The organism is Bacillus sp. GZB, assembly GCF_001975995.1.
GTDB classification, from domain to species: Bacteria; Bacillota; Bacilli; order Bacillales; family Bacillaceae; genus Bacillus; species Bacillus velezensis.
In genome coordinates this window covers 77173-103058 of the sequence record NZ_MTQG01000019.1, presented here as the reverse complement: position 1 = coordinate 103058, position 25886 = coordinate 77173, and the positions used below count along the sequence as shown (strand labels likewise).

Here is a 25886-nt window from a genome sequence, read left to right as displayed (position 1 = left end):
GCAAAGGATGTGAACGAGGTGACGCAAGACTATTCTGTCTTATCTATCAATCTCGGAAAGCCCGCAATTCATGAATTTGCCGGCAGACAAATCAATTCCGGCATCATAAAGCGGCCCGCAGATTCTCCCGTCATGCTGTATAAAACCCATTTTGACGGGGACGGGCAGGCTGATCTGAAGAATCACGGAGGCCCCGATAAAGCGGTGTGCGTGTATCCCGCCGAGCATTATTCATATTGGGAAACAACGCTCGCGAGAAAACTTCCCGCCGCCGCGTTTGGGGAGAATGTAACGGTCAAAGGACTGGCCGAACAAGACGTGTGGATCGGAGACGTCTTTCAGCTGGGGGAAGCCGTCGTTCAAGTAAGCCAGCCGCGCCAGCCCTGCGTCAAACTCGCGCTCAAATATGGCATCAAAGATATGGTGCTCCGTGTACAGCAGACGGGATTTACCGGCTTTTATTTCAGGGTGCTTGAAGAAGGATATGTCGATCCGCGTCCCGTCCTCAAGCGTCTGTCGAGAGGCAAAGAAAGCATTTCCGTCTGGTATGCGAATGAAGTGAAATATCGTGATTCCGGCAATCTGTCAGCGATTGAAGAAATACTGCGGGAAGAAGCGCTGTCAGAAAGCTGGAGGGAGTCCTTCCTTAAAAAAAGGGACAGGCTCACTAATGTATAGAAAAAAAGCCGTGCTGCACTGACAGCACGGCTGATTTACGTTATGCTTGTTTTTTTGTTTCCAGCAGATTGGCAAGGAAGTACTTTTTGAAGCTTTGAAGCTTTCTTCCTTCATAGTGGGTAATTCCTTTTTTCTTTAACTCTTCTACATACCAGCCTTTACTGCCATAATGCATGTCAGAAAACTCCTTTCTCCGTTCTCCCGCTGGGGAGGTTTCTTCAGTTTTTGCCAAACTTTTGGCATTGTAACATCTATAAAAAGACGGTGAAAAGGGATAACGCAAAAACTGAGACTTTCGATTCAGAGATGTAAAGCTTTCTTACATATATATGTAAAGGGCGGTCTTTTCATGCTTAATGGCCGGTTAATTTTAACAGCACCGTTCCGAGTGTCATGATTCCGAAAACGACGCCGAAATAAACCAGCATCCCCTTCTTTTTCTTGACTCCGTAAACGGTGAGAATGATGCTTTCAATAAAGAAAATAAACCCGAAGATAATAAACCACATGTTGAAAAATGGCTCCTTTCACAGACATATGTCCAGTGTAGCACAACTCTTATAACGGAGCATAAAAAAGCCGGGCACTGTATCAGTGTCCGGCAAGTTTGACGAGAAGTTGGGCCAAATGCTGTTTTTCATTGTCATCCGCAATGTCCCACAGTTCTTGTAAGAGTTTTTCTTCCGCATTGCGGGGCTCCTCGTGTTTGGCGAGATAGTCCCCGAGGATGGCGGCGCTTTTGATGATTTTGCTGTCATCCAGACCCAGTTTTTTTCCGGCGGAAATTTTCTGATGAAGGTACGCCTTAAATTCCTCGAAATCCTCTAAAATCTGCTGTTTCGTTACGCCGTGCATGGCGTGTATTTCGTTTTCGATTTTGATTTTTTCTTTATCTTTTTTCATGCGTCTCCCTCCTTCGGGTTAGTTGTTGTATACCTGTTTGGAAGGGAGATGAAACATTACAATGCAGTTAAAATAATCGGTTTGTCTTTTGTGATCACGATGGTATGTTCCACTTGGGCGACAAGGCTTTTATCCGGCGTTTTATACGTCCAGCCGTCTCCCGTTTCAACAATCGTTTCCGCTTTCGTGGAAATAAACGGCTCAAGCGCGATCACGGTTCCGTTTTTAAACAGCGCGTTATCAAACGGATCGTAGTAATTCATAATGTGGTTCGGCGCTTCATGGAGGTTTCTGCCGATTCCGTGGCCCGTCAGCGTTTTAATGACGGTAAATCCGTTGGAGCGGGCTTCATGGTAGACGGCTCTGCCGATCTGGTTTTGGCGTTTGCCGGCTTTTGCCTGATCCAATCCTTTCTGAAATGCGGATGCTGCGCAGTTACAAAGCTTTTGCAGACGTTCATCGCCTTCTCCGAGTACAAATGAAATTCCCGTATCGGAATAAAAACCGCCGAACTCCGCCGAAATATCGATATTTACAAGATCTCCGGCTTTTAAGATTTTAGAGGCGCTCGGAATGCCGTGAGCGACTTCGTCATTTACGCTGATGCATGTCACGCCCGGGAAATCGTATTCCTTCTCCGGAGCGGAAGCGGCTCCGTGCTCGTCAAGCACCGCCTTTCCGATCAGGTCAAGATCTTTCGTGCTCATGCCGGGCTCGGCTTTTTTCTTCATTTCTTCACGCGCCAGCGCGACGATTCTGCCGATTTTTTTAAGGCCTTCTAATTCTTGATCGTTCGTTACAATCATTGTCATTCCCGCTTTCTATTTTTAATCATCTGATTCAAGCTTACCACAACTGGTTTATAAATAGAAAACCAACAAGCCTTATGTGAATAAATGAAGGAAAATTGGTATAGATCACTAGATAACTTATGTGGTATATTTAAGAAAAAAGAAGGGGGATGGGTAAAATGCTTCAATTTTTGCAAAAACTCGGAAAATCATTTATGCTTCCGATTGCCGTTCTGCCCGCCGTTGGTATTATTTTGGCCATCGGCAGAGAGGACTTATTAAATATTCCGTTCATTTACGCGGCGGGGACCGCGGTATTTGATCATCTGCCGCTGATTTTCGCGATCGGAATCGCGATCGGGATTTCGAAAGACAGCAACGGGGCCGCCGCTCTGTCGGGAGCAATTTCTTATATCATGCTGGACGCGGCTGTAAAATCAATCAATTCGACAAATAATATGGCCGTTTTCGGAGGGATTATCGCGGGGTTAATTGCGGGATACACGTATAACCGCTTTAAGGATACGAAGCTGCCCGAATATCTCGGGTTTTTCAGCGGGCGCAGGCTCGTTCCGATTGTAACGGCGCTGATCACCATTATTTTGGCGGGGGTCTTCGGATTTGTGTGGCCGCCGATTCAGTCGGTGATTACGTCCTTCGGGGAATGGATGATCGGGCTTGGCGGAATCGGCGCCGGGATTTACGGGATTTTTAACCGGCTTTTGATTCCGTTTGGTCTTCATCATGTGCTGAATAATATTTTTTGGTTCCAATTTGGCGATTTTCACGGAAAAACGGGAGATCTGGCCCGCTTCTTTGCGAAGGATCCGACGGCGGGAACTTATATGACGGGATTCTTTCCGATTATGATGTTCGGGCTTCCGGCCGCATGTCTGGCAATGATTGCCGCGGCTAAGCCAAGTAAGCGCAAAGCGACGGCCGGAATGATGATCGGTCTCGCGCTGACGGCATTTATCACCGGAATTACAGAGCCGATTGAATTTGCATTTATGTTTTTATCACCGCTTTTGTACGGGGTTCATGCTATATTAACCGGGTTCTCTTTATTTATCGTGAATGTTCTCGGAATCAGGTCAGGTTTTTCATTCTCGGCGGGGGCGATCGATTATCTCCTCAGCTACGGGATTGCCGAAAAACCGCTTTTGCTGCTCGTTGTCGGGCTTTGTTATGCGGTGATCTATTTTGTCGTCTTCTATATGCTCATCAAAACGTTAAACTTGAAAACGCCGGGACGGGAAGATGATGAGGAAGAGGAAGAAGTGCTTAGTGAAGATACGGCCGGTTCCGTCGAAGAACATGCCATGCTCAAGGGGCTCGGCGGCAGGCAAAACCTCGAAACGATTGATCACTGTGCGACCCGCCTCAGACTGACCGTGCAGGATACGTCTCTCATTAATGAGGCGGCGCTTAAAAAAGCGGGAGCAAAAGGGGTTATCAAAACGGGGAATAAAACGGCGCAGGTCATTATCGGGCCGAACGTCGAATTTGTCGCGGAAGAGCTGAGAGAAGCCGTCCGCCGTGACGACCAGAAGCAGACTTGAAAAATCCGGATCACCTAGGTGATCCGGATTTTTTTGAACATATATCAAGTTTCACATAATGTACAAAAAACAACGTTTTCTTCTATGTTAAGATTCATGTAGAACAAGTATGGAGATGATGTAAGGTGACATGGATTGCAGTTGTTTCAATTGTTGTCATAAGCCTGATTAAGATTGTGCTGACATGCCTTCCTACCGGAGCGGTGGAATGGATTCTCCGCAAGTTTGAAACCCATTCGAAGCTCAGTGACGCGTCCGCTGCCGTTTCCCTCGGCGGAAAACGTCTGGAAGGCGAAGACAAACGCCGGGTGATTGATGATTTTAACGAAGCCGTGTTTATCGAACGGCATTATATATACCCAGGGGATGAAGAGCGTTATCTTCATCCGCAAAACGGAGCCGATCCGCTTGTCATTAAGACGAGAAAAGGAAAAAAAGATGTGACGGTGTTTGTATACAGCTACGAAGACCATGTAGATGTCGTCAAACAGCAGAAAAAGAAAGTCGTCGCTTATTCAGTTCTTTCCGACAGCCTGCAAAAGCGCACTATGGCCGCCGGGAGCTGAACATAAAAAAGCCAGATCATTGATATGATCTGGCTTTTGTTTATTCTTTTTGATCATCTGCTGAGGAATCTTCACGCTTCGTATAATCGAATTGTGAAGGGTCCACTTTCTTAAAGCCTTTCGGCTGATAGAAACGAAGCAGATCGCCGTTGATGATCTTATCAGACATTTCAAGCTCAGTCTTGACGAGAGAGTCTTCTTTTTTGTCGACTTCTGAATCATCTAAAAGTCTTCCGGTTTTCGTATCGTAATACTTGCCGGACACTTTCGTATAGTTCGGCGAGATGAAGTCTCCGTTACGGAACGGAATGACTTCTCTGTGCTCTTTCGATAAGATATCTGAACCTGACATGAGATAATCTTTCGTATCGACGCCGAGCAGATGAAGAACGGTCGGCGCGACATCGACTTCACCGGCAAATTTATGATTGCGGCCGCCTTTCACGCCGGGAGCGTGGATAAAGAGCGGCACCCGCTGAAGCTGGGCATTGTCGTATTCATTGATCTCATCTTTGCCGAGCACTTTCGCCATCGCTTTATTATGGTTTTCGGAGATGCCGTAGTGGTCTCCGTACATCACAATAATCGACTTATCGTACAGGCCGTCTTTTTTCAGGTCATGAAAGAACTGTTCGATTGATTCATCCAGATAGTTCGCGGACTGGAAGTAATTATTGACGACTGAATCGCCAAAGTCTCCCGCCGGGAAGTCCGTGTCTTCTTTATCCATCCCGAACGGGAAGTGGTTTGACAGCGTAATGAACTTCGTATAGAACGGCTGCGGCAGGCTCTTTAAGAGCGGCATGGATTCTTTGAAATACGGTTTGTCTTTCATGCCGTAGTTTTTCGTGTTTTCTTCGCTCATGTCATAATAAGCGGAATCGAAAAACTTATCGATGCCTTCCGCTTTGTACATTTCGTTACGGTTCCAGAAAGTCTGCGTATTTCCGTGGAAAGCGGCAGACGTGTACTTTTTGCCTTTTAGGATCGCAGGAACGGACTGCAGCGTGTTTTGCGCTTTATTGACGAAAACCGAACCTTGCGAAAGCGGGTACAGAGAGTTCTCCATCATAAATTCCGCATCAGATGTTTTACCTTGTCCCGTTTGGTGGAAAAAGTTATCAAAGTAGAATGTTTGATTATCGTGCGCCAGTTTGTTTAAAAACGGCGTCACTTCCTTGCCGTTAATTTTATAGTCAATGATAAAGGATTGCAGAGACTCTAATGAGACGTAGATGACGTTTTTTCCTTCGGCTTTTCCGAAATAGACGTTGTTCGGCACGTCATAGTTGGCCTTCATATAGTTTTCCACATCCGTTACATCGCTTGAATCGGCAAGCGCGCGCTGGCTGTTTGATTTCACATTCTGCACGGCATCGTAAATCGTAAAGTTGTATGTGCCCAAGTATTTCACCAGATAGTTTCTGTCAAATGAGCGTGTCAGAAGCTCAGGACGGTCGGATTCCGCGACGGCGAGGTTGATCAGGAACATAAGCACGGCGGAAGCCAAAACGATTCTGAATGATTTCTTCGCCGGTTTTTCAGCCGGTTTTTTCATCTTCAGGGCCAAAATAATCAAAATGACGGTATCCAGGAAGTAGAAGGCGTCTGTCCATCTCATTAACGAGAACGCGCTGTCTCCGAGCTGGCCGCCGTTTGTCTTTGCCTGCATCATGACCGGGATGGTAATGAAATCATTAAAGAATCTATAATAGACGATGTTTGCAAAAAGCAAAAAAGACAATAAAAAATGAATCACAATAATGGCTGTCTGCTGTAATTTTTTCTTGAAAAGAAGCCCAAGTCCAAGAAAGAACAAGCTGGAGCTCAGCGGATTCACAAAAAGCAATATTTTCTGGATCGTGTTGTCTATGCCGAGGTTAAAGTTTAAAATATAAGCGACATATGTTTTCACCCACAATAACACGACCGCTATCAAGAAGAAGGCAAGTCCTCTTTCTTTTATAAATGTTTTCATTGTTACACTCCTTTTTTCCGATCACGGTTTACACGGAACGATAGAAAAAACGAACGTAATCAATATACCATGAAACCAGCAAATAGAAAAGGTGGAAAAGGCTCATCGGAAAAAGGGCGAAAAACGCTGTCGCAACGGCGGTTGATCTGTTGAATGACAGCTTTAAAACATATAAATGGAACAAACTGGGACCTGTGTTTCCGTATGATCATACCCGGTTTCTATTGAAAAAAGAGGTGAACAGTAATGGATATTGCCCATATCGTGGCTGAAGATAAAATCAAGCGCGCCATTAAGGATGGAGAGTTCGCCGGCATCAAAGGAATGGGAAAGCCCCTGCCGAAAGACGATGCCGCACATCTTCCGGAATCGCTCAGAATGGGCTACCGCATATTAAAAAACGCCGGGATCGCCGAGGATGAAGGCGCGCTGAAGAAAGAGCTGATGACGCTCGATTATTTGATCGCCAAGTGCCGCAATGAACAGGAGCGGGATCACCTGCGGAACAAACGGACGGAAAAACAAGTCAGACTCGACAAACTGACGGAGGAGAAAGCCATGTTCTCAAAACCCGCATCTTCTCATTATAAGGAGAAAGTGTACAGACGGCTGGGCCGCCCGTAAGCCGGCTCTTTAGATTTTTTTCTGAAAAGGAATGTGCTCCATAAGGCGCGGGTAGGAAATGTGGAGCAGGCCGTTTACGCACTGCGCCTGTAACAGGTGGGGCTCAGCCGGTTCAGGAAGCTCAATCGTCTCATCGATTTCCCCGTAATACCGGTTTTGGCAGACGCCCATGTTCTTTGGAAAAAGGGGTGTGATGTTTCCTCTTATATGCAGCCGTGTTCTAGACAGCAGCCTCAATGTCAATTCTTCTTCGTAAACGCCGGGCATTTCCACAATGACAAATGTGTGCTGTTCATCCTGATAAATATCATAAGTCAGGGTGTTTTTTTGTAAGGAGAAAAAATCTTCGGGAGATTTCCGTTTCAGGACATTGGTCCAAAAGTCGCTGGGCTTGTGCTCGTTCGTAATCTCAAGCCACTTTCTCATTTTTTCGATATCCACTTCGGCAGAACCTCCCTATATTTGATTTGCGATCGGCATTGACGGGTTGGCGATCTGATCCTGATCGCTCACGTCAGGGTCAAGATGGCCCGAATTCAAACATCCGGCGGCCGGCGAAAAATCCCCTAAAGAAAAGTTCGCGCCGACAAATTTGCTGTTGGCGGTGTGGCTGTTTTGTACGGTCTGACCGATATCGACGTTTCCGTTTTGCGTTGCTCCGTTTACTTTTATATTGACGACGTTAATTTGGTAAGGCATTCATAAAAACCCCTTTAATCTATAATGGGCGGCACCGGCGTAATATTTGCGGTATCTGCGGTTCCGATGGCTGTCTGGTCGTTGACATCAGGATCATTTAACAAGTTCTCCATCATCGATTCTATAGGTGACGTATCGCCGAATGAAGAGTTCAGTCCTTGTGATTTGTTATTTGTGGTGGGACTGTTGTATGCCGCTTCCCCAATCGTAATAGATCCGTTGCCAGAAATACTGTTAATCTTCAAATAGTACAGGTTGATAACAGTGGATGGCATCTCTTCACACCTCTTTAACTTAGTTGTACAGTACTGTATGCTTTTTGTGCTCCTGTTGTGAATTTCGCCCGGACATGTTCCCGACCAAACAAGAAGTCAAGGCCCGGTTCCGGCGGGGCTTTTTTTGTTTCAGGGTCTTTCGCAGTATATTTGTGATGAAAGCGCTATAAAAATAGATTGACGACATGTATATACATCATTACAATAGAGTCATAAACATGTATATACAAGTTTGCGAGACAAAATGAAAACGGTTACGGAGGGGTTGGCATGGGTGAGTTTAACCGGGCTGCGCGGCAGATCGCTGAAGCTGTCGGCGGAATTGAAAATATTGAGGCGGCGACTCATTGTGTGACGCGTTTGCGGTTTGCATTAATAGATGAAACCAAGGTAAACCAAAAAATGCTTGATGCAATAGACATTGTCAAAGGATCTTTTGCGGTAAACGGGCAGTTTCAAGTCGTGATCGGGCAGGGGACGGTCAACAAAGTATATGCGGAATTAGTGAAGGAAACGGGGATGGGTGAAGCGTCCAAGGATGACGTGAAGAAGGCGGCAGCGCAAAAAATGAATCCTTTGCAGCGTGCTGTGAAAACGCTTGCGGACATCTTTATTCCGATCTTGCCGGCGATCGTCACGGCTGGGCTTTTAATGGGTCTGAACAATATCTTAACGGCGGAAGGCATTTTCTACAGCACGAAATCGATTGTCCAAGTGTATCCGCAATGGGCGGATCTTGCCAATATGATTAATCTGATCGCAGGGACGGCCTTCGCTTTTCTGCCGGCTTTAATCGGCTGGTCGGCAGTGAAGCGGTTCGGAGGAAGCCCGCTTTTGGGTATCGTGCTCGGGCTGATGCTGGTGCATCCTGATCTGTTAAACGCATGGGGCTACGGGGCCGCCGAGCAGAGCGGCGATATTCCGGTGTGGAACCTGTTCGGCCTTGAGGTGCAGAAAGTCGGGTATCAAGGTCAGGTGCTTCCGATTCTGCTGGCGTCTTATTTACTTGCCAGGCTTGAGCTCTTTTTGACGAAACGGACGCCGGAGGGCATTCAGCTGTTGGTCGTCGCACCGGTGACGCTTTTGGTCATCGGTTTTCTATCCTTTGTTATCATCGGTCCGATCACCTTTGCGATCGGTAACGCGCTGACGGCGGGGTTGATTGCCGTTTTCGGCCAATTCTCCGCCATCGGAGGCCTGCTGTACGGAGGGCTGTATTCGGCGCTTGTGATCACGGGGATGCATCATACGTTTCTCGCGGTCGATCTTCAATTAATCGGATCAAAGCTCGGCGGCACATTTTTATGGCCGATGCTCGCATTGTCAAATATCGCTCAAGGATCGGCGGCTCTGGCCATGATGCTGATTACAAAAGATAAAAAACAGCGGGGGCTTTCACTGACGGCCGGCATTTCCGCATATTTGGGCATTACAGAGCCGGCGATTTTCGGCGTGAATCTGCGTTACAAATTTCCGTTTGTGATCGCCATGATCAGTTCGGGGATCGCGGGGATGTTCATCTCCGTCAAAGGCGTTCTCGCAAGCTCGGTCGGAGTCGGCGGCGTGCCGGGGATCTTCTCCATTATGAGCCGGTACTGGGGTCCGTTTGCGATCGGAATGCTGATTGTGCTGATTCTCCCGTTTGCGGGAACATACGGGTATGCGCGGCTGAAACGGCAAAAATAGAAAACCTGCGGGGCGCCTTCTAACAGGCTGTCCCTTTCCCCTTTCCATTCAAAACAATACAGGCGGTGAAGAAAAATGAAAACAGACAGCACACCATGGTGGAAAAAGGCAGCGGTATATCAAATTTATCCGAAGAGCTTTAATGATACGACGGGAAACGGGATCGGTGATCTGAACGGTATTATCGAGAAGCTTGATTATTTGCAGAAGCTTTTGATTGATGTCATTTGGCTTACGCCGATTTACGATTCGCCGCAGAATGACAACGGTTATGACATTCGCGATTACTGCACCATTTATGAAGAATACGGAACGATGGAGGATTTTGAACGCCTTCTTGATGAAGCGCACAAAAGAGGAATCAAGGTCGTCATGGATCTTGTCGTAAACCATACATCAGTCGAGCATCAATGGTTCAAAGAAGCGGTCTCGTCACCCGACAGTCCGTATCGGGATTTTTACATTTGGAAAGACGGAAAGGAAGACGGCCGGGCGCCGAACAACTGGGAATCAAAATTCGGCGGTTCCGCTTGGGAGCTCGACCCGGCGTCAGGCCAGCACTATCTGCATTTATTCGATGTGTCGCAGGCCGATTTGAACTGGGAAAATGAAGAGATGAGAAAACAGGTTTACGACATGATGCATTTTTGGTTCCGAAAAGGGATCGACGGTTTCCGGCTGGATGTGATCAACCTCATTTCTAAAGACCAATCGTTTCCTGATGCCGAGGATGGTCGTGACGGGCGCCCTTATTATACGGACGGGCCGCGCGTGCACGAATTTCTTCATGAGATGAACCGGGAAGTGTTTTCGAAATATGACAGCATGACGGTCGGTGAAATGTCTTCGACAACGGCGGACCACTGCATCCGGTACACAAACCCTGAAAATAAAGAACTCGATATGACCTTTAACTTTCATCATTTAAAAGTGGATTATCCGAATGGTGAAAAATGGGCGCTCGCTCCGTTTGATTTTCTGAAGCTGAAACGGATTTTAGCGTTTTGGCAGACGGAGATGCAAAACGGCGGAGGCTGGAACGCATTATTCTGGTGCAACCATGACCAGCCGCGGGCCGTATCCAGATACGGAGACGACGGCGAATACCGGACGAAATCAGCCAAAATGCTGGCGGCGGCCATTCATATGATGCAGGGCACGCCCTACATTTATCAAGGTGAGGAGATCGGCATGGGCAATCCGAAGTTCGATGACATCGGCTCATACCGCGATGTCGAATCACTGAACATTTACAAAAAGATGAAGGAAGAAGGCGTGTCAGAAAAAGACATTATCGCCATTTTAAAAGAGAAATCAAGAGACAATGCAAGAACCCCCGTTCAATGGAACAGCGGACCGCACGGCGGCTTCACGACGGGAACGCCTTGGATTCCGGCGGCGGATAATTATCGGGACATTAACGCGGAAGCGGCTTTGCGGGACCCGGATTCAATTTTCTACCATTATCAGAAGCTCATCAAGCTCAGAAAGGAATATGACATCGTGACTGAAGGAACGTTTGAGCTGCTTGCTGAAGATGATCCGGCGGTTCTGGCGTACGTCAGACACGGCAAGGATGAAAAACTTCTGTGCATCAACAACTTCTACGGGAAAGAAGCGGACTTTACGGTTCCGCTTAAAGACACGGACGGCTGGCGGTTTACGGTGCTGCTGACGAATGATGAACCGAGGGAAGGGCGGCCGGAACGATTGACGCTCCGTCCGTATGAATCGATCGTTTATCATCTGACAAAAGCGTGATACACTAATCTGGGTGGTCATGAATGAAAGTGAATAAATATATCACAATCTATAAAGATATGGTGCGGCAGATTGAAAGCGGCCAGCGGAAGGCTGAAGACGTTCTTCCGTCTGAAAATGATTTGTGCGATCAATACGGCACATCACGAGAAACCGTCCGTAAAGCGCTCAATATGCTGGCGCAAAACGGCTACATCCAGAAAATCAAAGGCAAAGGCTCCGTCATATTAGACAGAGAAAAAATGCGCTTTCCCGTCTCAGGCCTGATCAGCTTTAAAGAGCTTTCGGAAACGCTTGGAAAAGAGACGAGAACGGAGGTTCACCGTCTCGGGCTGATCCTGCCTCCCTCAGAAGCCGCAAAAGAGCTTGGTACAGTGGCGGATGAAAAGGTGTGGGAAGTCGTCAGATCAAGACGGATTGACGGAGAACATATTATTTTGGACAAGGATTACTTTGTGAAAAAACATGTGCCTCTATTAACGAAGGCGATTTGTGAAGATTCGATCTATGAGTATCTCGAAGGAGAGCTCGGCCTGTCCATCAGCTACGCGCAAAAGGAAATTGTCGTGGAGCCGGCGGGGGAGGAAGACCGGAAGTATTTAGAACTCGGCGGGTTCAGCCATATGGCGGTCGTGAAAAACCGCGTCTTTTTGGAGGATACCAGCCTCTTCCAATATACGGAAAGCCGGCACAGGCTCGATAAATTCCGTTTCGTCGACTTTGCGAGAAGAGAAAAATAAAAACGGACTGCCGCGGCAGCCCGTTTTTTTGTCAGTATCAAAATGAATACTATCCAACAAAAATGTGCGTACTGGTACTTTCAAAAATAATGGCTACAATAGTACATAACGAGATGAAAAGGAGAGATCATGAATGTCAGATAAAAAACAGCAGATCATCGAAGCGTATCAATTCAGACACGCCACAAAGGAATTTGATCCTGAGAAAAAAATTTCAGAAAGCGATTTTGAATTCATTTTAGAAACGGGAAGATTATCCCCAAGCTCACTCGGTTTGGAGCCTTGGAAATTTGTCGTCGTTCAAAATCCGGAGCTTCGTGAAAAACTCCGCGAGTTCACATGGGGGGCGCAAAAGCAGCTGCCGACCGCAAGCCATTTCGTACTTCTGCTTGCCCGGACGGCAAAGGATATCCGTTTTGACGCCGATTATGTCAAAAATCACTTGCGGGAAGTCAAAAAAATGCCGGAAGATATGTATGAAGGCTATATCAGCAAAACGGAAGAATTCCAGAAAAATGATTTCAATCTGCTTGAATCAGATCGCGCGCTGTTTGACTGGGCATCCAAACAGACTTACATCGCCCTCGGCAATATGATGACAGCCGCTGCGCAGATCGGCATCGATTCCTGTCCTGTTGAAGGCTTCAACTACAAAGAAATCCACCGGATTCTTGAAGAAGAAGGGCTTCTGGAAAACGGAAGTTTCGACATCTCTGTCATGGCCGCATTCGGCTACCGTGTCAGAGAACCGCGCCCGAAAACAAGATCTGCCTCAAAAGATGTTGTAAAGTGGGTATAAGATAAAAAAAGCTGCCGGGCGTGTCCCGGCAGCTTTTACTGTTTATTTGGTTTTGCTAAAAAACAGGCGGTGATCCAGGACGTAACGGGAATGATGATGCCGATCCCGATTCCGGCGCAAAGAATGGTGACGGCTTCCGCACTGAATACTTTTGAGTTCACTATTTTTTCAGCTGAGTATGATAAGTCTTTAAACCAGATAATTAAAGCCAAATAGCTGCCGAAAAAAGCAAAGAATAACGTATTCGTATTCGTTCCTAAAATATCTCTCCCGATGCTTAATCCGAATGTGTACAGTTCTTTTCTGCTCATGGACGGATTATGACTGTAAATTTCCCGCATGGGTGAAGTAATGGAAATCGCGACATCGGTAATCGCCCCAATCGTGCCCATGATGATCATAGCTGCGGTAACCTTTACAAAATCCACCCCGACAAACAGTGTGAATATGCCGATATCCCCCAATTCTTCTTCACCGAATCCCTGAATCGAAGTATGTTTTGTTACGGCCATAATAAAAAACAGCAGCAATGCAATGGTCAGCATTGCAGAAATAAAGGCGGTTACGGTTTTGACGTTTCCTCCATTAATATAAAAAAGAGTAATGCTGCAAATCACGGCGGAAGAGAGCAATGTTAAAACAATCGGATTGATATGCGGGTCTGTCATGAAAATAATGGTGAGAAAGAGAACACCGAAATTTAAGAATAACGCAATAAAAGACCTCGCTCCTTTTTTTCCGCCGATGATGACCATTAATAGAAATAAAATCGCCGCGAGAATTACGATGACATTCATGAGCTTGCCTTCTTTCGTTTAATAAAAAAGATAGAAGCATACAGACTGGCGGGTATGGCTAATACGATTCCGATCCCTCCGGCCAATGCTCTGGCTATTTCCAAGGAAATGTTCATAGAAAGAGTGAATCCTATCGGGGAATCATTTTTCAAATACAAAAGCATCATCGGAATAGAGCCGCTTATATAAGCAAAAAACAGAATGTTGGTCATCGCCCCCATGATGTCTTTTCCGATCTCCATCCCGGAACGTCTGAGAGCTTGTAATGAGATACCCTTGTTTTCTTCATATAATCCGAAGACAGATGACGTCATGGTAATGGCTACATCCATGACCGCTCCCAGTGATCCGATAAATACCCCGGCCATGAACACCGTGTGATAAGGGCGGGTTAAATACTGCATTTCCTCATATCTGAGACCTTTCTCTCCGGTTGCCAGCATCACCAGATACGTAATCAGCAGGGAAACGAAAGTGCCTGCGAGCGTCGCGGCAATGGCGGCATATGTTTTCGCGTGAAAACCGCTGACAAGCAGCAATGAGATGACAGTAAAGATGAGAATACAGATACCGCAGATGAAAATTAACCCTATATTAGGATGCTTCCTGTACAAATCTAATGCAAACGACAGTAAAACGGCGTTAAACATCAGGCTGACGATCGAAAAGAAGCCTTGTTTTTTGCCGACGATAAGCAAGGTGAAGATGAAAACCCAAGCGATCAGCAAAAGCTGTTTATCCCGTTTTTTATCTATAATGCTTCCCGATATATCCTTGTTTGATGATTTCCCTTTATCAATAGAAACGAATACTTCATCACCAATCGAATATTTCTGATCATTCGCTCCGGATGATGAATACTGATTGGACAAATGAATGAGCTGTCCTTTCTGACTGCCGTTTTCAAGTCTGGCAGTGATCGTCTGATTGAAAGTCTTATCTTTGTTTTTATGCATGTCCTGTACGTCAGACTGATGTTCCAATGTTGTTTTCGTCACTTTGGCAATCGGCCGCTCATAAAAAGAAGCGTTGTGAGTGACGAAAATGAGCGAGCTGATAAAACAGAGCGCTGTTATCACGTAAAACAGCTTTTTCTTGTAAGACATGCGGTTTCGTTTGTTTCCTGTTATCTTCAAAAAAAGTCCTCCAAACAGGCGGCGCCGTATGAAAGAGAGGCCCTGCCGTGAAGTGTTAAACGATGCGGATGCAGTCTTTCGCGAATAACGGTCATATTTTATCACTCGGCCGTACGGCTGTCGACTCAGAAGGGGACCGAGAGAAAAAGCTCCCCTGCAAAACAGATCAGGAGAGCTCTTGGGATGAACCGCACGATAAAAGCGGTCTTTTTATGCTTCGTTCACTTTTTTTGCTTTTCTTCTTTGATACAGATACAGTGCGGTTCCGAGCGCGCTGATGAGAAACCCGGCAAGAAGGATGGAATACATCGTTGTGGCCGTATCAGGAAGCAGGCCGCCCGGCGATACCCCGTCCTGTGCAGGGCCGGATGACGGTTTTTGTCCGCTTGGCTGCTTTCCGGAGCCGTGGTCTCCGCTTGTCGGCGGCGCGCTCTTCGTGTTTGCGTTTAATATGGTGTATTCACTGAAATGATTTGTATAGCCCGTGACGAGATCGTGTGTAACCGAACCGTTGTCTGTTTTTGTATAGACGTTCTTTTTCCGGTCTACATGGTAAATGCCGGGCTGTTTCGCCTTTTTCGTATTCTCAATGCGCAGGGTGAGTTTTACCGGCGCTTTGAATGTTTTGATGTCTTTGTTTTTCTGCTTCATTGTAAAGTCGTATACATTTGAAAGCGCCCCGCTTACTTTTCCTTTCGGTGTCACGCCGAATCGTGTATCAGCTGAAGCAGCGTTTGCCATCGGCATTTTCATGCTGAACTTGTCATGCAGGATCGTAAGGGAAGAATCCGATGTTCTGTCCTTTAACAGGCCGATTTGTTTTTTTGTCACGCTGAGATCAATCGGCTTTTTGGCGCCGTCATTCTTATCGTAATACACGATCGGCGTGTTGGCGTTTTTGGCATAGACGGCAAATGCGCTGTCATCTTCAAGCGTCCAGGAGCCGTTTTTTTGTTTCGTCGGCAGGTACACTTCCTGCGCGCGGCCGTCAACTTTCGGTTCCACCGCTTTTCCCGCTTTTTCAAGCTGCTCGGTGAAGACCTCATAGTCGACAAAGCCAAGGTCTTCTTTATGGGACGCTTCGTTAAAGACGGAATATCCGTCTCCGCCTTCACCGACAAAGTTACTGGTGGCGACTCTGTATGTCTTCTTATCAGAAATCGGCTTTACGCTGCCGTCATCCTGTACGGCCGCAGCTTGAAGAACGCGGTGTCCCGGCTTTTTATTCAGTGTAAAGGTGTATGTTAAACCGGCAACTTGAGGGAAGGCGCCGCCTTGAGCCTCAATTCCGCTTAACCCTTGTTCCAAGGCTTGTTTGATCTGTTTGCCGGTTAAATCCGCGACGTAAAGCGTGTTGCCGAACGGCATTACATTCAGCACATCGCCGAGTGTGATGTCTCCTTTATCAATGCCCGCGCGGATGCCGCCCCCGTTTGTGATCGCGATTTGGGCGCCGGCCGCTTCCTTCGCTTTTTGCAGCATGCCGTCCGCGATGAAGTTTCCGAGATTGGTTTCTTTGGAGCGGACATGCTCACGCTGGCCGTCAAGTGCGACCTTCGTTGAGCCGACTTTTTCATTTTTGACTGAGACGAGCTCTTTTTTAAACGGATCAAGCTCTTTTTTCAGACCCGGGTCTTCTTTCGTCTGCTCGTTCACCGGCAGCGCTTGAAGAGAGGATTGTTCCGGCAGAACGACGCCGTTTTTGTCAAATGCGACATCGACACGGCCTAAATATTCGCCGTATTCTTTTGCCTGGGCGACGATGGTCGGCTCTTCGTTTTTAACAATTTCCATTTTATCTACAAGCGTATGCGTATGTCCGCCGACGATTAAGTCGATGCCTTTTACTTTTTTGGCAAGATCGAGATCACGCTGATGCCCGATATGGGTCAGGGCGATAATTTTATTGACATGTTCCTTGTTCTGTATTTCTTTTACTGTATCTTGTGCGGATTGGAAGGCATCATGAAAGACAATGCTTTTTCCCGGGCTTGATGTGACGGACGTATCTTCTGTCGTTAAGCCGAATACGGCGACTTTTTCTCCGTTTACATCAAGCAGAATGTATGGATAGATGCCTGCTTTTTTCTTTTTCCCTGCCGTAAATGTGTCTGCTTTTTTCATGAATGGTCTGAGTTTTGACTCTTTGGACACATCGACATTTGAGCTGACGAGCGGAAAGTCAGGCGCTTGGAAATTGTATTTTCCGGACGGGTCAGCCGCGCTTCCGTTACCGCTCAGGAAGCTGGCGAGAGCACCCGGACCTTTATCAAATTCATGATTTCCGAAGGTCATGGCGTCGTAGCCCATGCTGTTCATCAATTTTAAATCAGCCAGCCCCTGCCACTTTGTGAAATAGAGATCGCCTGAAAAAACGTCTCCCGCATCCAGTAAAATGCTGCGGTCGGTTTCGCTTCTGATTTCCTTGATTTTCGTCATCCGCCTCGCCGCGTTATCAAGGTGGGCGTGCGTGTCGTTTGTATGCATAACGGTGAGTTTCCATGCATCATCTTTCGGCGGATCTGTGCCCGGTTCATCATCTTTGAATTGGAGCTTGTACTGTCCGTAGCCCGCGTTTTGTGATTCACCGATATAGGCGACGTCATCTGCGCGGTCGGCAAACGGCTTTGCGGCCAAGGAAGATTCAAATGTCAGGTTTGTCCCTTTGACCGGAAGGATGGACCAGTTATGATCAGCCTGCGGATTAATCGTTTTCTGCTGGATGATGTAATCCATTAAGACCTGCCTGTTCTCATCGGCTGATGAATATACGATTTTATCATTGCTTAAGTGAGGGAATCCTCCGCCGCCTGAAGCGCGGTAATTATTTGTGACGATCAGAAATTCCTGCTTGGCGCTGACGGGCTTTCCTTGATAAGAAAGGTTGACGATCCGGCTTGCATCGGGATGAATGACTGTTCCGTTTTCGTTGTATTTCGCCGGTTTTGTGACATCGACCTGATAGGTGACACCGTCAATGACATCAAAATTGTATGAGCGGTAGGCGTCATTTAAAAGCGCTTGGCTGCCGCCTTTTGCCTGATCGATCTGATTAAATTGCCCTGCGGACATTTCGAGCCAGTCTTTCACTTCGCTTCCGTTCAGCTTGACGATCTGAACCGTGTTGTCATACAGGTACAAATCGCCGATATTTTTGATGGCGAGGTCGCCAGCGGAAATGTTTGTATAGTAGTTTGAGCCGTTCCGCCCGCCGGCCTTAAACGGGGCGCCCGCCGAGAGGATAGGCAGATCTTTGTATGCCGTATCCTTCATCTTATTTTCGGCGTACCATTTTTGCGCATCCGTTACGATTTGAATGGACGGATCATCTTTGACTTGGGCGAAGAAACTGTTGATATCGGCTTTTGTCTGGCCGACGGGTTCTCTGATGTATTTTAAAGTGCCTTCGTGCGCTTTTTTGACGGTATTGACGACGGTTTCGTTTTCCGAAGTCACATTGCCGGCAATCGGCTTGATGCTGCCTTTTGCATCTTCCACATGCCACGCGCTGTCTGTTTTTTCAAGCCGGAGGTCGATGACGCCCGCATATTTGCCCCAGCTGCTTGACATAACAACGGGGATGCCGTTAATCGTGCCTTTATCGACGTCGAATTGATCAGCGCCTTTGTATTCGGCATCAGGGAAAAGCCCGTGCTGATGGCCCGATACGATCGCATCAATTCCGCTGACTTTCGTTGCCAGATCAAAAACGGCATTTTCCGCTCCGGAAGACTGCGCTTTTTTTTCGATGCCGCTGTGGGCGAGGGCGATGACGATATCGGCTCCTTCAGCTTTCATTTTCGGAACGGTTTTCTTTGCGGATTCCACAATGTCCTCGACCTGAACGCGGCCTTCGAGATTTTTCTTATCCCACGTCATGATCTGGGGAGGAACAAAGCCGATATAGCCGACTTTTAGCTGATGCTTGCCGCCGTTTTCATCCGTGACGGTTTTGTCTTTTATGACATAAGGCGTATAACGGTTTTCGCCGCTTACTGTTTTCACATTGGCGTTAACGATCGGATAATCAGCGCCTTTGATTGTCCCGTCCAGGAATTCAAGCCCGTAATTAAATTCATGATTGCCGAGTGTTCCTGCGTCATAATGCAGACTGTTCATCACTTCAATGATCGGATGGGTCTTTGCGCCTGAAATGATATCATTTTTCTCATATTTTACGGCGTATTCTCCGAGGGGATTCCCCTGAATCAGGTCTCCGTTATCGACAAGCAGCGTATTCGGGTTTTCGCGCCTGTGCTTCTCAATAAGCTGAGCCGTTCGGGCCAGCCCGAATTCCGTTGTCGGTTTGTCGCTGTAGTAATCGTAGTCCATCATGTTAGCGTGAACGTCAGTTGTGGCTAAAATGCTGAGATTCACACTGGAGGATTTGTTTTCTTCTGCTTTAATGGGTGATGTTGGGAGGATCAGACTAAGTATCATAACTAGGGGCAGCAGAATACGGAGTGTCATATTGACGCTGCATCGTCTTTTCTGTATTCTCACCTGTTCTCCACCTTTCAACAAATTTTGTCATGCAGTACCATTGTAAGAATATTTTGTGAAAGTTTATATAGATTTCATGATGATTCTTGTGAAAAGATAAAAAATGAGGATAATGACCTATGTAAAACAGGCGGGCGGTAAACGCGTTACCTATGTTTGATGTTAGTGTGGCTGGGGTACATGGATTTATGTAGACTTCATCAAGCAGGAGGTTAGTAACTATGGGTAAAAAAATTGCAGTTGTATTAACGGATTACTTTGAGGATGTCGAGTATACTGAACCTGCGAAAGCTTTTAAAGATGCGGGTCATGAATTAACCGTAATTGAACAGGAAAAAGGAAAAACAGTCAAAGGAAAACAAGGGGAAGCGGAAGTGAAAGTGGACGCGTCCATCGATGATGTGAATCCGAAAGACTTTGACGCATTGCTGATCCCGGGCGGATTCTCACCTGACATGCTGCGTGCGGATGACCGTTTCGTCCAATTTGCCAAAGCGTTTATGGATGATAAAAAACCGGTGTTCGCCATCTGCCACGGCCCTCAGCTTCTCATCAACGCGAAAGCATTGGACGGGCGCAAAGCGACAGGATTTACTTCAATCCGAATCGATATGGAAAACGCGGGCGCGAATGTGGTGGATGAAGAAGTCGTCGTCTGCCAGAACCAGCTGGTCACAAGCCGCACACCGGATGACATTCCGGCATTCAACCGCGAATCATTAAAACTGCTTGCGTAATATAAAAGCGGAGCGCCGTATCAGGCGTTCCGCTTTTTTTGTGAAGATTCCCGGATGACCAGCTCAGGCGCCAGAATAATGCGCTGTTTTTTGTGCTGGGAATTGGTGATTTTATGATGCAGCAATTGAGCCGCTTCTTTTCCCGACTGCCGCGGAAAGGAAGAAACGGTTGTAAGCGGAGGATAAGAAATTTCAGCTTCCGGCACGTTATCAAAGCCGACAATGTCAATATCTTCGCCCGGAACGAGCCCGGCTTTTCTGATCCCTTGCATGACGCCGAACGCGACCAAATCACTGAAGCAGAAAATCGCGGTCGGGCGCTCAGACCGGCGGAGGAGCTCCGTCACGGCGTCACAGCCTGCTTCGCGGGTCGGCGCGCTGTCAATGACATATTCATTTTTCACTTCCAGATCCGCTTCACGGAGCGCTTTTTTAAACCCTTTCATACGCTTCGTCCATGTTGATGAGTGCTTCACGCCGCCCAGAAACGCAATCTCCTGATGGCCTTTCTCAATGAAATGACGCACTGCCTTATAGGTGCCTTCCTCATAATCGGCTCCGACAAAATCACAGTTGGCATCGGCAATCTCCCTGACGGCGAGCACGACCGGAATGTCAAGCTGCTCAAGGCGGGAAAGGGTTTCCTCAGCCGTCCCTGAAACCGGACACAAAATCAATCCGCCGACCCTGTGCTCCAGCATGGTCGAGATCAGCTGCTCCTGCTTGGCGACGGAATCAAATGTCGTGCCTAACAGCACCGTTAATCCGACTTCCTCAAGCGTATTCTGAACGCCGATCAGAAATTCTGAGAAAAACGTATTGGAAATGTCAGTGATAATCAATCCTACCGTTGTGGACGTCTGTGATCGTAAATTCGCGGCGACCCGATCATATACGTACCCCAGCTCCCGCATGGATTGCAGCACTTTCTCACGGGTCGCTTCGGAAATTCGGGGATTATTGCGGACAATTAATGAAGCGGTGGATGTTGAGACGCCGGCATGTTCGGCGACCTGCTGCAATGTCACCCGGCGTTTTTTTTGCTGTTTCATACGTCGCATTCCTCACTTGGTTTTTATTCGTTACATCCATTATAAGCGTTTTGGCGCATGAGAAGAAAGAGAGAGGAGGGAGAAAAAGATAAAGCGCCGGAAGACGGATTGTCCTTCGGCGCTTCTGTCACAATAGGTTATTCAAACATTTGCTCTTTAATATACTGAACCGGCATTTCACGGCCTGTCCAATATTCAAACGCCATGGCGCCCTGCCAAAGCATCATGCCGAGACCGTTAATGGTTTTGCAGCCGGCCGCTTGAGCTTGTTCAAGCAATTTCGACGTAACGGGGTTGTAAACGACGTCTGTCACAATCAAATCCGGACGGAGCATGGATGTATCTTCAATAACGCTCAAGCCTTCAAGCGGTTTCATGCCGACACCTGTTCCGTTTGTGAAAATATCGCTTGAAGCGATTTCAGCACGCAGCGCATCTTGATCTTCGAGCGGGAAGACTTTCGCTTTACAAGAAGATCCCTTCATTTCTTCATTGATGATGCGGACATTTTCTTCCGCTTTTTCGAAAAACGCGTCATTGCGGGCGAAAATAGAGATTTCTCCGAGGCCTTCCAATGCGGATTGAATCGCTATCGGAGTGGCGGCCCCGCCGGAACCGACCAGCGTCATTTTTTTCCCTGTGATATCGATGCCGTGTTCTTTTAAGTTGCGGACGTATCCCATACCGTCAGTGGAGTGTCCGATCAGTCTGCCGTTTTCATTAACGACTGTATTTACCGCGCCGGTGAATTTCGCTGAATCCGCGAGTTCATCGAGATAAGGGAGAATGTTCATCTTGTTCGGCATCGAGACATTGAAGCCTCTGACGTTTAAGGCACGCATTCCCGTTACCACATCTTCCAGCTGTTCATTGCCGACTTCAAACGCGAGGTAAGCGTAGTTCAATCCTAATTTTTTAAACGCCAGGTTGTGCATCGCCGGAGATAAAGAGTGTCCGATCGGTGTCGCGAATAATCCGATAAGCTGAGTTTTTCCGTTAATCCGTCCTAATTCTTTCTTCATGATGTATTCCTCCGTTAGTCCATTCATTTGTTTTTCAACCCGCTTTGAGGGCAAAAAACGCTGATTACATATGTTTATTTAAAATGCTGAGTACGCTGCGCAATTCCTCAACGGGAATCTGCCCGGGCGCTGATGCTTCTTTGCCCGCGCCGAACGTGCACGCTGAGCCGAAGACTTCGCCGGCCAGGCGGCTGATCAGGCCTGTTCCCGCCATTGACATCGTGATGATCGGCCGGTCCGCGTATTGTGTTTTCATCGTGTGAGTGGCATCCAATAAGACGAAAACATCTTCCGTGCTTTGCGGCATCACCGCGATTTTCGGAATGTGCGCGCCGTACGCCTGCATGTTCCGCAGCCGGGAAATGATTTCTTCTTTTTTCGGTGTCTGATGAAAATCATGATTGGACATGACGACATATACGCCGTTGTCTTCAGCGGTTTTCACAATTGATTTGACTTCCGCTTCTCCCGTAAACAGCTCAACGTCTGCAAGGTCAATATGTTTTGTTTCGATGGCGGTTTTAAGCAATTCAATGTAAAAGCGGTCATCAATAACTTTATTTCCGCCTTCTTTATGGGTTCTGAATGTGAAAAGCAGCGGTGTTGCGCCTGCGGCTTTCCGCAGCTTTTCAAGCATGCCTTTTACGGCGTCCAGGCTGTCAACATGCTCGTATACATCCGCCCGCCACTCAATGATATCCGGGCGAAGCCCGTTGACGGCTTCAATTTCTTCGAGCAGCTCTTTCTCTCCGGCCGCCATCAGCGGCACAATGATCTTCGGAAGCCCTTCGCCGATGACCGTATTTCTGATCGTGATAGATTGCATGATAAATCCTCTCCCTTATAAAATAGTCAGGCTTTCATCACTTGCTTAAAGCGGATTCCGATAAACAATGCGAGAAGGGCGCTGACGGCCGCAATTCCGATATCAAGCAGAAAAACAGGCGTCAGGCCGGCGGCTTTGGATATCGCTCCCGTTACAAGCGGAATGACAATAAAAGATAAGCTTGATGCTATATTAACAAAAGATGTGATCGTACCTTTATTTTTAGGGAATAAAACAGCCATAACCGTCATCGCCAATTGCAGAATGCCCGCAGTTGAAAGTCCGATGACAAAGGAGCTGATGACCGATACGGCCGGCTGCTGAATAAAAATCAGAGCAAGCAGCGCGATTGCCGCGATCACAGGGTACAGCACCATTACCGTAATCGGCTGAATCACTCTGTTTAACAGCACAGCCAGCAATAACACGGACACAAGCGCCCCGATGCTGTAATAGCTCAACAATTTGACGGCCTGCACCTCAGGCATGCCCAAAACGGTTTGCCCGAACTTAGGAAGCCATACTTGAACGAGCATAAACAGCGCCGTAGATGAAAAGCCTAACAGAATGATCGCAAGACCTTCGCGCCATATCGACGGCTGTGATGTGAACGCGTCATCAGACGGAGAGGCTTCCGTCCGGCCGCCGTCTTCTTTTTGCTTATGATTCGGAAACGGAACTTTTAACAGGAAAAAGCCGTTCAGGAAGAAAATAATGCCCGGTACGAAAAACGTCCAGCCGTAAAACAAATGCCTGTCCGCAATAAACGCGATAAAAAACGGAAGCACCGTCGCGCCGATGGATACAAACGCTTTGATTAACACGGTTGCAGAGCTTGCGTTTTTCGGAAATCCTTCAATAAGCGCCGGATATGTCCCGGAATCCAAAAAGGAATTGGCGATCCCGGCGAAAATGGCGAAGATAAACGCGGCCGTATAGTTTGTCGAAAGCGGAATTCCGATTAGGAAAATCAGATACAGAAAGGCGCCCGACACGATAAACGGCCGTCTCCCGAACGTATCCGAAAGCTTCCCGGCAAACAGAAGCGAAATCAGCTTCCCGATCCCGATGGCGGAGACCAAATAGCTGACCCCGGCTGCGGATGTATGAAGCTGTTTTGATAATGCCTCCATATTGGATGCGATAATAATATTGATCATGCCCAGCAGGAAATAGTTAATATAAAGACCCGCTGCCATTTTGGTGTATATGTTTTTCATGATGACATCCCCTAATGCGGTTAATAAAGAATTAAATTATTTTTTTAAATTGATAAGCGCAGATCCATTCCCCTTTATTGAACCACTGCCTTTCTTTGAAAACTGTTTGATAAAACGGCTGCTGAGACAAACTTGAATAACGCTGATATCACAATGAGTATATCGTTCTACTAAAATAAAAAAAGATAAGTGGCCCGCTCATTTAGTATATCGTTCTACCAAGTTCACAGTTACTATACTCCTTCTTTTTATATGTGTCAAACCGATGAACTTTTATTTTTTACTTTTTTAAATCAAAAAAAGACCCGCCGTTTTTCGGCAGGTCGGACATGGGTTTATTTTCTGAGAGAGGCGAGCTCCTCGGCAATGGCCTGCATTTCACTCGGGCTGAATGATGCTTTTTTCATGACCATTTGATGAAGGTATGTAAGATCTTCTATTTTTTCATCACTGAAATCTTCCGCTCTGATGACACCGACATTGAGCATGTTGAGCTTTTGCGAAATGTCTTCAATCATTTTGTTTAACGTTTCTGTTTGTTGGCTCGGCAAATTCATGCATCCTTTCATGACCGTTTTCGTACCCTTTATTCTAACAGAATTCATTTAGAATAAAAGCTTATTTCCACAGCCGCAGAAAAGTTGCTAAGATGATGATAAGGTTTTTGATCCTCAAAATGCGGGGAAAGAATAGGGAGGTTATTGATATGATACATGTGCTGTTTGTCTGTCTGGGAAATATTTGCCGGTCGCCTATGGCAGAGGCGGTATTTTCTGATATGGTGAAGAAAAACGGGCTGAACGGGCAGATTAACATTGATTCAGCGGGAATCGGCGCCTGGCATGCGGGAAATCCGCCGCATGAAGGGACAAAGGAGATCCTAAAGAAGAAAGGGATCAGCGCAAGCGGCATCACGGCGAGGCAGGTCCGTGAGTCTGATCTGACCGATTTTGATTACGTCATTGCGATGGATGCAGAAAATATCGGACATCTGCGCAGCATGGCCGGTTATAAAAAAGCGGCGCCGCGTATTGCAAGGCTGCTTGATTATGTACCGGAGTCGGACCTTGCGGACGTGCCCGATCCGTATTATACCGGGAATTTCAGCGAGGTGTACGCTTTGATCGAGTCCGGGTGCCGTCATTTGCTGGAGACAATAAAGAAAGACCATCACTTATAAGGGGGATTGACCGATGAAGCAGACACGCATCATGACAAAAGCGATTCTGATCGGCGCTGCCGCCGGCGGAGCACTGTCCTTATTACATAAGCCGACGAGAGAGGGATGTTTCCGGAACATGGACGCGTGCAGGCGGCGTGCGGCATTTTACCGAAAACATCCTGAAGCCCTGAAACAGCAGGCTTCTGCAAAACTGGATCAAGTGAAAATCATCGCCAATACCGTATCGAAAGATCTGAGTTTTTTAAACGGGCAGATCACCAAGCTGAAGCAGACGACGCCGCAGGTCATTGACCTGTTAAAAGAAACGAAGGAGCATTTTTCGAAAAACGATCATTGAGGTGGGATGTC

27 protein-coding genes are annotated in these 25886 nt (G+C 47.2%); 11 read left to right on the top strand and 16 right to left on the bottom strand.

What is annotated here, in order from left to right; all coding sequences use genetic code 11:
- Positions 1-18: 18 nt before the first annotated feature.
- Positions 19-678, top strand: coding sequence for an MOSC domain-containing protein (locus BXO87_RS18670; RefSeq protein ID WP_017419099.1), 660 nt, complete (start codon positions 19-21; stop codon positions 676-678).
- A 40-nt stretch (positions 679-718) separates the two neighbouring features.
- Here the strand turns inward: BXO87_RS18670 and BXO87_RS18665 are convergent, their stop codons facing one another.
- From BXO87_RS18665 to map, 4 genes are all read right to left on the bottom strand, one after another.
- Positions 719-853, bottom strand: a complete 135-nt coding sequence (locus tag BXO87_RS18665) for a YflJ family protein (RefSeq protein ID WP_003155609.1) — start codon at positions 851-853, stop codon at positions 719-721.
- Positions 854-1031: 178 nt separating this feature from the next.
- Positions 1032-1187 (bottom strand): hypothetical protein, encoded by a 156-nt coding sequence (locus BXO87_RS20650; RefSeq protein ID WP_007610027.1) that lies wholly within the window; start codon positions 1185-1187, stop codon positions 1032-1034.
- Between the two features lie 82 nt (positions 1188-1269).
- Complete coding sequence (locus BXO87_RS18660) at positions 1270-1581, bottom strand: DUF3243 domain-containing protein (protein WP_003155607.1); 312 nt, start codon at positions 1579-1581, stop codon at positions 1270-1272.
- A 56-nt stretch (positions 1582-1637) separates the two neighbouring features.
- Positions 1638-2387 carry a type I methionyl aminopeptidase gene (map, locus tag BXO87_RS18655; RefSeq protein ID WP_029974066.1) on the bottom strand — a complete coding sequence of 250 codons (750 nt, stop codon included), beginning with the start codon at positions 2385-2387 and terminating at the stop codon, positions 1638-1640.
- Between the two features lie 164 nt (positions 2388-2551).
- Here map and nagE point away from each other — a divergent pair, with 164 nt between their 5' ends.
- Together nagE and BXO87_RS18645 are read left to right on the top strand one after the other, a co-directional pair.
- Entirely contained in the window at positions 2552-3934 is a 1383-nt protein-coding gene (gene nagE, locus BXO87_RS18650) for an N-acetylglucosamine-specific PTS transporter subunit IIBC (protein WP_038457276.1), read from the top strand.
- Between the two features lie 125 nt (positions 3935-4059).
- Positions 4060-4500: a YfmQ family protein gene (locus tag BXO87_RS18645; protein WP_038457277.1), complete on the top strand. Its 441-nt coding sequence runs from the start codon at positions 4060-4062 to the stop codon at positions 4498-4500.
- A gap of 40 nt (positions 4501-4540) precedes the next feature.
- Here BXO87_RS18645 and ltaS read toward each other — a convergent pair whose 3' ends face one another.
- Complete coding sequence (gene ltaS, locus BXO87_RS18640; protein WP_032872293.1) at positions 4541-6478, bottom strand: lipoteichoic acid synthase; 1938 nt, start codon at positions 6476-6478, stop codon at positions 4541-4543.
- Positions 6479-6724: 246 nt separating this feature from the next.
- Here ltaS and BXO87_RS18635 point away from each other — a divergent pair, with 246 nt between their 5' ends.
- Entirely contained in the window at positions 6725-7102 is a 378-nt protein-coding gene (locus tag BXO87_RS18635; protein ID WP_007610033.1) for a DnaJ family domain-containing protein, read from the top strand.
- A gap of 9 nt (positions 7103-7111) precedes the next feature.
- Here BXO87_RS18635 and BXO87_RS18630 read toward each other — a convergent pair whose 3' ends face one another.
- Genes BXO87_RS18630 through BXO87_RS18620 form a run of 3 tightly spaced genes read right to left on the bottom strand, consistent with a single transcriptional unit; the run spans position 7112 to position 8076 of the window.
- Positions 7112-7543, bottom strand: a complete 432-nt coding sequence (locus BXO87_RS18630) for an Hsp20/alpha crystallin family protein (RefSeq protein WP_003155596.1) — start codon at positions 7541-7543, stop codon at positions 7112-7114.
- Positions 7544-7558: 15 nt separating this feature from the next.
- Positions 7559-7801 carry a spore germination protein gene (locus tag BXO87_RS18625; protein WP_003155595.1) on the bottom strand — a complete coding sequence of 81 codons (243 nt, stop codon included), beginning with the start codon at positions 7799-7801 and terminating at the stop codon, positions 7559-7561.
- Between the two features lie 14 nt (positions 7802-7815).
- Positions 7816-8076 carry a spore germination protein gene (locus BXO87_RS18620; protein WP_007408496.1) on the bottom strand — a complete coding sequence of 87 codons (261 nt, stop codon included), beginning with the start codon at positions 8074-8076 and terminating at the stop codon, positions 7816-7818.
- Between the two features lie 270 nt (positions 8077-8346).
- Here BXO87_RS18620 and treP point away from each other — a divergent pair, with 270 nt between their 5' ends.
- From treP to BXO87_RS18600, 4 genes are all read left to right on the top strand, one after another.
- The gene (gene treP / locus BXO87_RS18615; RefSeq protein ID WP_020955500.1) at positions 8347-9762 is read left to right on the top strand and encodes a PTS system trehalose-specific EIIBC component; all 1416 of its coding nucleotides are present in this window, start codon (positions 8347-8349) and stop codon (positions 9760-9762) included.
- A 75-nt stretch (positions 9763-9837) separates the two neighbouring features.
- The gene (treC, locus tag BXO87_RS18610; protein ID WP_076851434.1) at positions 9838-11523 is read left to right on the top strand and encodes an alpha,alpha-phosphotrehalase; all 1686 of its coding nucleotides are present in this window, start codon (positions 9838-9840) and stop codon (positions 11521-11523) included.
- Between the two features lie 23 nt (positions 11524-11546).
- Positions 11547-12263 carry a trehalose operon repressor gene (gene treR, locus BXO87_RS18605; protein ID WP_076851433.1) on the top strand — a complete coding sequence of 239 codons (717 nt, stop codon included), beginning with the start codon at positions 11547-11549 and terminating at the stop codon, positions 12261-12263.
- Between the two features lie 133 nt (positions 12264-12396).
- Complete coding sequence (locus BXO87_RS18600; RefSeq protein WP_031378881.1) at positions 12397-13062, top strand: NAD(P)H-dependent oxidoreductase; 666 nt, start codon at positions 12397-12399, stop codon at positions 13060-13062.
- Between the two features lie 35 nt (positions 13063-13097).
- On the opposite strand, the gene BXO87_RS18595 is transcribed toward BXO87_RS18600, so the two are convergent.
- The 3 genes from BXO87_RS18595 to BXO87_RS18585 form a co-directional block, all read right to left on the bottom strand.
- Entirely contained in the window at positions 13098-13859 is a 762-nt protein-coding gene (locus BXO87_RS18595) for a YibE/F family protein (protein WP_076851432.1), read from the bottom strand.
- Positions 13856-14995, bottom strand: a complete 1140-nt coding sequence (locus tag BXO87_RS18590) for a YibE/F family protein (protein ID WP_038457284.1) — start codon at positions 14993-14995, stop codon at positions 13856-13858. Before BXO87_RS18590 ends, BXO87_RS18595 begins: the two co-directional genes overlap by 4 nt.
- A 210-nt stretch (positions 14996-15205) precedes the next feature.
- Positions 15206-19498: a multifunctional 2',3'-cyclic-nucleotide 2'-phosphodiesterase/3'-nucleotidase/5'-nucleotidase gene (locus BXO87_RS18585; protein ID WP_139337735.1), complete on the bottom strand. Its 4293-nt coding sequence runs from the start codon at positions 19496-19498 to the stop codon at positions 15206-15208.
- A 221-nt stretch (positions 19499-19719) separates the two neighbouring features.
- On the opposite strand from BXO87_RS18585, the gene BXO87_RS18580 reads away from it, so the two are divergent.
- Positions 19720-20235 carry a type 1 glutamine amidotransferase domain-containing protein gene (locus BXO87_RS18580; RefSeq protein ID WP_003155578.1) on the top strand — a complete coding sequence of 172 codons (516 nt, stop codon included), beginning with the start codon at positions 19720-19722 and terminating at the stop codon, positions 20233-20235.
- A 20-nt stretch (positions 20236-20255) separates the two neighbouring features.
- Here BXO87_RS18580 and BXO87_RS18575 read toward each other — a convergent pair whose 3' ends face one another.
- The 5 genes from BXO87_RS18575 to BXO87_RS18555 all read right to left on the bottom strand — a co-directional run bounded on the left by BXO87_RS18575 (position 20256) and on the right by BXO87_RS18555 (position 24906).
- A complete protein-coding gene (locus BXO87_RS18575; protein ID WP_025854009.1) occupies positions 20256-21287 on the bottom strand; it encodes a LacI family DNA-binding transcriptional regulator in 1032 nt (343 codons plus the stop codon).
- A gap of 137 nt (positions 21288-21424) precedes the next feature.
- Positions 21425-22309, bottom strand: coding sequence for a shikimate dehydrogenase (locus BXO87_RS18570; protein ID WP_024085012.1), 885 nt, complete (start codon positions 22307-22309; stop codon positions 21425-21427).
- Positions 22310-22373: 64 nt separating this feature from the next.
- Positions 22374-23135 (bottom strand): type I 3-dehydroquinate dehydratase, encoded by a 762-nt coding sequence (gene aroD / locus BXO87_RS18565; RefSeq protein WP_003155574.1) that lies wholly within the window; start codon positions 23133-23135, stop codon positions 22374-22376.
- Between the two features lie 26 nt (positions 23136-23161).
- Positions 23162-24355, bottom strand: coding sequence for an MFS transporter (locus BXO87_RS18560; protein WP_076851431.1), 1194 nt, complete (start codon positions 24353-24355; stop codon positions 23162-23164).
- Positions 24356-24690: 335 nt separating this feature from the next.
- On the bottom strand, positions 24691-24906 hold the full coding sequence (locus tag BXO87_RS18555) for a DUF1128 domain-containing protein (RefSeq protein ID WP_003155571.1): 216 nt from the start codon (positions 24904-24906) through the stop codon (positions 24691-24693).
- Between the two features lie 155 nt (positions 24907-25061).
- Here BXO87_RS18555 and BXO87_RS18550 point away from each other — a divergent pair, with 155 nt between their 5' ends.
- Together BXO87_RS18550 and BXO87_RS18545 are read left to right on the top strand one after the other, a co-directional pair.
- Positions 25062-25535 carry a low molecular weight protein-tyrosine-phosphatase gene (locus BXO87_RS18550; protein ID WP_038457293.1) on the top strand — a complete coding sequence of 158 codons (474 nt, stop codon included), beginning with the start codon at positions 25062-25064 and terminating at the stop codon, positions 25533-25535.
- Between the two features lie 13 nt (positions 25536-25548).
- Positions 25549-25875 (top strand): hypothetical protein, encoded by a 327-nt coding sequence (locus BXO87_RS18545; RefSeq protein ID WP_038457295.1) that lies wholly within the window; start codon positions 25549-25551, stop codon positions 25873-25875.
- Positions 25876-25886 lie beyond the last annotated feature (11 nt).